Origin of the sequence: Mesorhizobium sp. M7A.F.Ca.CA.001.08.2.1 (genome assembly GCF_003998455.1) — a bacterium.
Classification (GTDB): domain Bacteria; phylum Pseudomonadota; class Alphaproteobacteria; order Rhizobiales; family Rhizobiaceae; genus Mesorhizobium; species Mesorhizobium ciceri.
Map to the genome: position 1 here is coordinate 1 of NZ_RZPW01000401.1, position 5701 is coordinate 5701.

Annotated in this window: 5 protein-coding genes and 1 pseudogene; 4 read left to right on the forward strand and 2 right to left on the reverse strand. The window is 59.6% G+C overall.

Annotated elements, in window-relative coordinates; translation table 11 throughout:
• Positions 1-829 precede the first annotated feature (829 nt).
• Both EN914_RS21905 and EN914_RS21910 read left to right on the forward strand, forming a co-directional pair.
• Complete coding sequence (locus EN914_RS21905; protein WP_024504609.1) at positions 830-2302, forward strand: YdiU family protein; 1473 nt, start codon at positions 830-832, stop codon at positions 2300-2302.
• Positions 2303-2629: 327 nt separating this feature from the next.
• Positions 2630-3142: a ferritin-like domain-containing protein gene (locus EN914_RS21910; RefSeq protein WP_024504610.1), complete on the forward strand. Its 513-nt coding sequence runs from the start codon at positions 2630-2632 to the stop codon at positions 3140-3142.
• 605 nt (positions 3143-3747) lie between these two features.
• Here the strand turns inward: EN914_RS21910 and EN914_RS21915 are convergent.
• On the reverse strand, positions 3748-4053 hold the full coding sequence (locus EN914_RS21915; RefSeq protein ID WP_024504611.1) for a hypothetical protein: 306 nt from the start codon (positions 4051-4053) through the stop codon (positions 3748-3750).
• Positions 4007-4210: a hypothetical protein gene (locus tag EN914_RS39900; RefSeq protein ID WP_275955479.1), complete on the reverse strand. Its 204-nt coding sequence runs from the start codon at positions 4208-4210 to the stop codon at positions 4007-4009. Before EN914_RS39900 ends, EN914_RS21915 begins: the two co-directional genes overlap by 47 nt.
• 565 nt (positions 4211-4775) lie before the next feature.
• Between EN914_RS39900 and EN914_RS21925 the strand changes: the two genes are divergently transcribed.
• Positions 4776-5480, forward strand: a complete 705-nt coding sequence (locus EN914_RS21925) for a heme-binding protein (protein ID WP_013525145.1) — start codon at positions 4776-4778, stop codon at positions 5478-5480.
• Positions 5477-5701: pseudogene (locus EN914_RS38745) on the forward strand (PQQ-dependent dehydrogenase, methanol/ethanol family); the annotation flags it as partial. The gene EN914_RS21925 and the pseudogene EN914_RS38745, both read left to right, overlap by 4 nt.

Consider the following 5701-nt stretch of genomic DNA (forward strand, 5'->3'; position numbering starts at 1 on the left):
ATAGTGGGCCTTGCGATGTAGCGGTCTACCGACTCGAACCCCCATAAATGCTTGGATCAAGGTTGCACCACAGCGGATCCAAAACACCCCGACCTCCTCCAGAAGAGCCCGCATCTCGACGGGAGCCGCAAGACAGAAAGTTCGAAAAGCTTCTAGGAAACCCAAGCAGATTGAACGGCGCTGGGGACAATGAGGGCTTCCACCAGGGAAGGCTTCGGTTCGGGCCCGCCATGCTCTCCTCGAACGTAGCGGCTATGACGCCAAGGATGGCATTAAAGGACCCCTTTAGGGTGATTGTGTCCAATGGCGCGCGATCGCTTGGATCAAAAACGCGGGAACGCGACCGTATCTTCTTTGATCTCGCTGATGACATGCCCGTACGGATCCGCCCGGCGAGCGTATGGGTTGCGGCCAGCGTACCGTCGGGGCATCATTATAAACCTGACGTCCGCGCCATTCGGGAGGTGCCCCAGCTGCAACGTAGTCTCGACAGTTTTTCCTTCGCCTGCGGCCTAGTACGGCCATGAGGGTGACCGACAAGATCGTCGTCATGGACAATGGATCCACAAGGCCTTCTGTGGTCGAGACAGCAGAAGGGGTCAGCTTGCCTGTCGCCTTTCGTCGCACGGTAGCCCCGAAACGCGACGTAGGCGGGTAGTTCAAAGATTATCCGGTGCCGGCCTGATGGATCCGAATGGTACCAGCGAGATTGTGTCCTATATGACAAGTGAAGACAGCCTCCTCGAGACGGGAGCTGTTGGGTCCTTCCCGTCAGAGCCAGATTGTCATGACGGCACCTGCGACCGCCGAATAAACTCAGGGCATTCAGATGCGGCTTCTCGCCCTCAACAACAGCTATGCGCAATTGCCCGAGCGCTTCTTCGCGCACACGGATCCGAAGCCGGTGTCCGAACCCCGGCTGATCCGATTCAACCGGCCACTTGCGGAGGAACTCGGGCTCGATGCCGACCAGCTTACCAGCCCGGATGGATTGGATATGCTCTCTGGCCATAGATTTCCGGAAGGCTTGCAGGCAATCGCCCTGGCCTATGCAGGTCACCAGTTCGGAAACTTCGTGCCTCAGCTCGGCGACGGGCGCGCTCTGCTGCTTGGCGAGGTGGTGGACGTTAACGACATTCGCCGTGACATCCAGTTGAAGGGATCGGGACCGACGCGGTTCTCGCGCAATGGCGACGGCCGCGCAGCCGTCGGCCCGGTTCTGCGCGAGTATGTCGTCAGCGAAGCAATGGCCGCGCTGGGCATTCCGACGACTCGAGCCTTGGCGGCTGTGCTCACCGGGGACCCGGTCTATCGCGAGGTCCGGCTGCCCGGCGCTGTCCTTACAAGAGTGGCGGCCAGCCATATCCGGATAGGCACCTTCCAATATTTCGCTGCGCGCCACGATACCGGAGGCCTCAAGATCCTCGCCGACTATGCCATTGAACGCCATTTCCCGCAGCTGGTCGGGCAAGCGCGGCCGTACCGCGCTTTGCTTGAGGCCGTTGTCGCTGCACAGGCCGATCTGGTGGCGCGCTGGATGCTGGTCGGCTTCATCCATGGCGTCATGAACACCGACAACATGACGATCTCGGGCGAGACGATCGACTATGGCCCATGCGCCTTCGTGGACGCCTATGACCCGAGCGCGGTGTTCAGTTCGATCGACCGTGTCGGCCGCTATGCCTATGCCAACCAGCCTCATGTGGCGACATGGAATCTTGCACGCTTTGCCGAGACTCTGCTGCCGCTCATGAGCACGGACGAGAGTGAAGCCGTCTCTCAAGCCGAAGAGGTGCTTGGGTCTTTCCAGTCCTCATATGAGACTGTGTTGCAGCGCGGCTTCCGCAGAAAACTCGGATTGCTGACCGAGGCGGAAGGCGACTTGCAGCTCGCGGCTGATTTTCTGGATGTGTTAGCTCGCAGCGAAGCCGACTTTACGCTCGCCTTCCGGCGTCTGGGCGACGACCTCGCCGCCCCGGACGATCAGGGCGGGGCGCGGCAGTTGTTTGAGGATCCAGGCGCATTCGATATTTGGTCGGCGCGCTGGCGCCAGCGCATCGCAAGCGATGCTGCCGACACGGCCGCGCGCCGGGCGGTCATGCATGCCGTCAATCCCAAATTCATCCCTCGCAACCATCGCATCGAGGCTATGATCCAGGCGGCGCTGGGCGGGGACTTCACACCTTTCGAGGAGATTCTGAGGGTCATCAGCCGGCCCTTCGATGAGCAGCCGGAAATGGAACGCTATGCTGACCCGCCACGCCCGGATGAACGCGTCTTAAAGACATTCTGCGGCACATGAGACATTGAATGATGGCCGGTTAACATGTGCAAATGCGGAAGACCCTTCGCAAGCTACCGTCGTGAGTAGTCGGAAGCGTCTGATCTATGACGATTATGGACTCACGGAAGCTTGTCGATCACCCGTGCCGATGCTTCCCCCGTTGCAGCCAGGCCTACCTGAGCGTCGGGCGGCGGGTGCTGGGAGACAGGTCTTGAGCGTCATGGCTGTCCTGAATAAATGGTGGCGTTCAATTTCACTGCAATCAGAGAACGCTCTCCGGAACCAGTTGCCCTGCATCGAGTTGCTATTCCGCCTCGCTTTTGAGCGCGAACGGGAGAACACAGGATGGCACCCACTAAGAAGGCATCACCGAAGGGCCTGAACGAACTTTTCCACGACACGTTGAAGGACATCTATTTCGCCGAAAAGAAGATCGTTGCGACGCTGCCGAAAATGGCAAAGGCCGCTCAAAGCCCAGATTTGAAGGCGGCGTTCGAAAAGCACCGCGAGGAAACGAAAGAACACGTTGCCCGGCTCGAACAGGTTTTCGAAGTGATCGGCAAGAAGCCGCAGGGAAAGACGTGTGCGGCTATTGTGGGCATCACCGATGAAGGTGCCGAGATCATGGAGGAATATAAGGGCACACCTGCCCTGGACGCCGGCCTGCTGGCTGCGGCCCAGGCTGTGGAGCACTACGAAATCTCACGCTATGGCACACTGAAGACCTGGGCCTCCGAACTGGGGCTGGATGAAGCTGTTTCGCTCCTCAATTTAACCGTTGGAGAGGAAAAGGCGACCGACGAGGCGCTGACACAACTCGCTGAATCGGCTGTCAACATGGCTGCCGAAAACGTGTAGTAGCCCCACCAGGTGAAGACTGGCCCGTCGCTACGCGAATCTCACGGGAGGTATCAATGGGATATCTAGGTACGCTCGTTTCAAGACTACTCGGCAAGAAGCCCGGCCCCGCTGGCAACGGCGATATGCGCAAGTCGACTGGCGCGGGTCCTGCAATAGCAGCGCATTCGAAAGACGCGAAGACAACGGCGCCGACCGGCCAGAACCGATCGGCGGCAGCAAAAGAAAAATGACCGACGCCGTAGGAGCGTAGTCACTGGACAGCCAACAATGCGCCCATTTCCGGTCAACCCTTTGAAGCAGGCGGTTCGGTCCTGTCCAGACTGACCCCGTCAGGTCGACTCGCAAGGCTTGCAACCAGTAAAATAACAGTGTCATCAGTACAAACATCGACAAACTCTAAATGGTTGATGGAACGTATGTTATATTTCCTTCCTCTCTAATTCGACCGATGCGCAATATTATGCCCTACAGAAGACCCACTGAATGAATTACGCAGGTCCAAAGGATCGTAATTAAACCTCTAATAGGCCATTCCAGATTTCGAATGCAGTTCAGCTCGGGAAGGAGGGTGGCAAAACCCAATCCCGGAGGCGCCTGGACCTTTAGACCAATGCCATCGGTAGGTAGCGGATGATGATCTCGTCCTGCCGGAAACGGCGCTCCAACTCCGCTCGGCGCCTTCGCCAATCGGGCAGATCGACTTCTTCCGTCATCACCTCGAAGATGACAATCTCGTCCATGTCGGACTCTTTTCCCTCCCTCCATACCCCTTCCGCGGGCGTCCGAAAATACGCGGTGACACCTTTGAACGTATTGGCGAGTTCGTCCTTCACACGATCGAAGTCTTCCTTGGCGAAGGGCTCACCCGCGTTGTCGGAACGAGGAAGCAGGATCTGGACAAGGTGCATGCGGCCGCCTCCAAGCTCTTCCAACGGCGGCGACCGGCATCATGTTCCATCGGCTGACGCTGCGGGCAAAGGCGCAAATGTGAACCAGGCTGACAGGAAGTTCCTGCATTCCGTGACTCCAGATGGGAATCCTGGCCTTGCGTGAAAGTGCTGCCACCCGCAGCCAGCCCGTGACACCGCCGCAGTTGGAGGCGTCTGGTTGGATGTAGGCGAGCCTCGACCAAGCAAAGGCGTGCCCGAGTCCTCAAGACATGCAGGTTTTCTCCCATTGCCAAGGGCCGACAGGTTGCCTTGGCAATGCTGGCGCAACGTTCATAGGTGCCGGCACAATGGGCAGGGATCAGTCAGCCCGTCAACTGACTGTTTTGGCTACGTTTATTCCTTCTCGCCGGGTGTCGTTTGCATCACAATGCACGTATGACAGTAGGTACCACGATCTCGGCCGCGGATATTGCGCCGGCGACACGGACAGACGGCAACCTTGCATCGGCGCACGCGGCTGCGCAATTTTTTGCAAAAGCAGGAACATAGCTGCATCGCCCAAGTTAAATAGCGACGGCATTGGACCACGGACTCATTTTCGCATTTTCCAGGCTGCCAGAATGCTCCGGGGTTCTTTGATGCTCGAACGAATGGGCAGGACAATGTATCGCTGTCGGCGTTTGCTATCAGCCTTTGGTCTGGTGTTGTTGACGAGTGGCCTGTTCCCACAGGGCCAAGCCATGGCACAGGCGCCCTGCCCGGCCGACCACGATAAGCTGCTCGCCGCACTCAAGGCCAATGTGAAAGCAAGCGGCGGACCTGCCAACGGAGGCTTTGAGACCAACGAATGGGCCGCTGTCGTTGCTCGAGACGGCGCGGTGTGCGCGATCGCTTTCAGCGGTCCCACCGCCGATTCGCAATGGCCAGGCAGTCGCCTCGTCGCGGCGGAGAAGGCCAATACAGCCAATGGGCTCAGCCTGGCGCAAATGGCCCTATCGACGGCCAATCTCTACGCGGGGACGCAGCCGGGCGGGCCGCTTTTCGGCTTGCAGGAGACCAACCCGGTCAACCAGGCCGCAGCCTACGCGGGCGATCCCAAAACGTTTGGAAGTGCCAGCGATCCTCTCGTCGGCAAGCCAATCGGAGGCGTCGTCGTGTTTGGCGGCGGGCTTGCCCTCTATGACGGCAAGAGCATCGTCGGAGGCCTCGGGGTCTCAGGAGATTCCTCATGCGCCGATCACAATGTCGCCTGGCGTGTTCGCGCGGCGCTTGGCCTCGACAAGGTTCCCGCCGGGGTCAATCCCAATCGCAAGGACGCCATCGTCTACGATGTCGATCCCGGCGGCAAAAGCGCCTCGGGCTGGGGCCATCCGCTTTGTGCCGGCACCGAGGCTGACATCGCGGCGGAGCTCGGCGCCGGCGTGGGAGGCTCGATCCACAAATGAAAGGCATGCTGCACCCGCCACCAGCGCGCGTTGACGCAGGACAAGGCGCCCGCGCATTGGCGACCGAGAATTCCTTTCGCACGGGCATACTCTCGGTGATGCTGCTGGCATGCGGCCTGTTTCTGAGCGGTGCCTCGGAGCCCGCATCGGCGGCGGCTATCGCGCCGCCCGCCGCCGCGGCGCCACCCGATGACGGGCAATGGACAATGCCGGCCAAGAAC

Coding starts and splice junctions, on each gene's coding strand:
- EN914_RS21915 (WP_024504611.1), bottom strand. CDS start 4,053: ATGCACCTTGTCCAGATCCTGCTTCCTCGTTCCGACAACGCGGGTGAG.
- EN914_RS21910 (WP_024504610.1), top strand. CDS start 2,630: ATGGCACCCACTAAGAAGGCATCACCGAAGGGCCTGAACGAACTTTTC.
- EN914_RS21925 (WP_013525145.1), top strand. CDS start 4,776: ATGGCACAGGCGCCCTGCCCGGCCGACCACGATAAGCTGCTCGCCGCA.
- EN914_RS21905 (WP_024504609.1), top strand. CDS start 830: ATGCGGCTTCTCGCCCTCAACAACAGCTATGCGCAATTGCCCGAGCGC.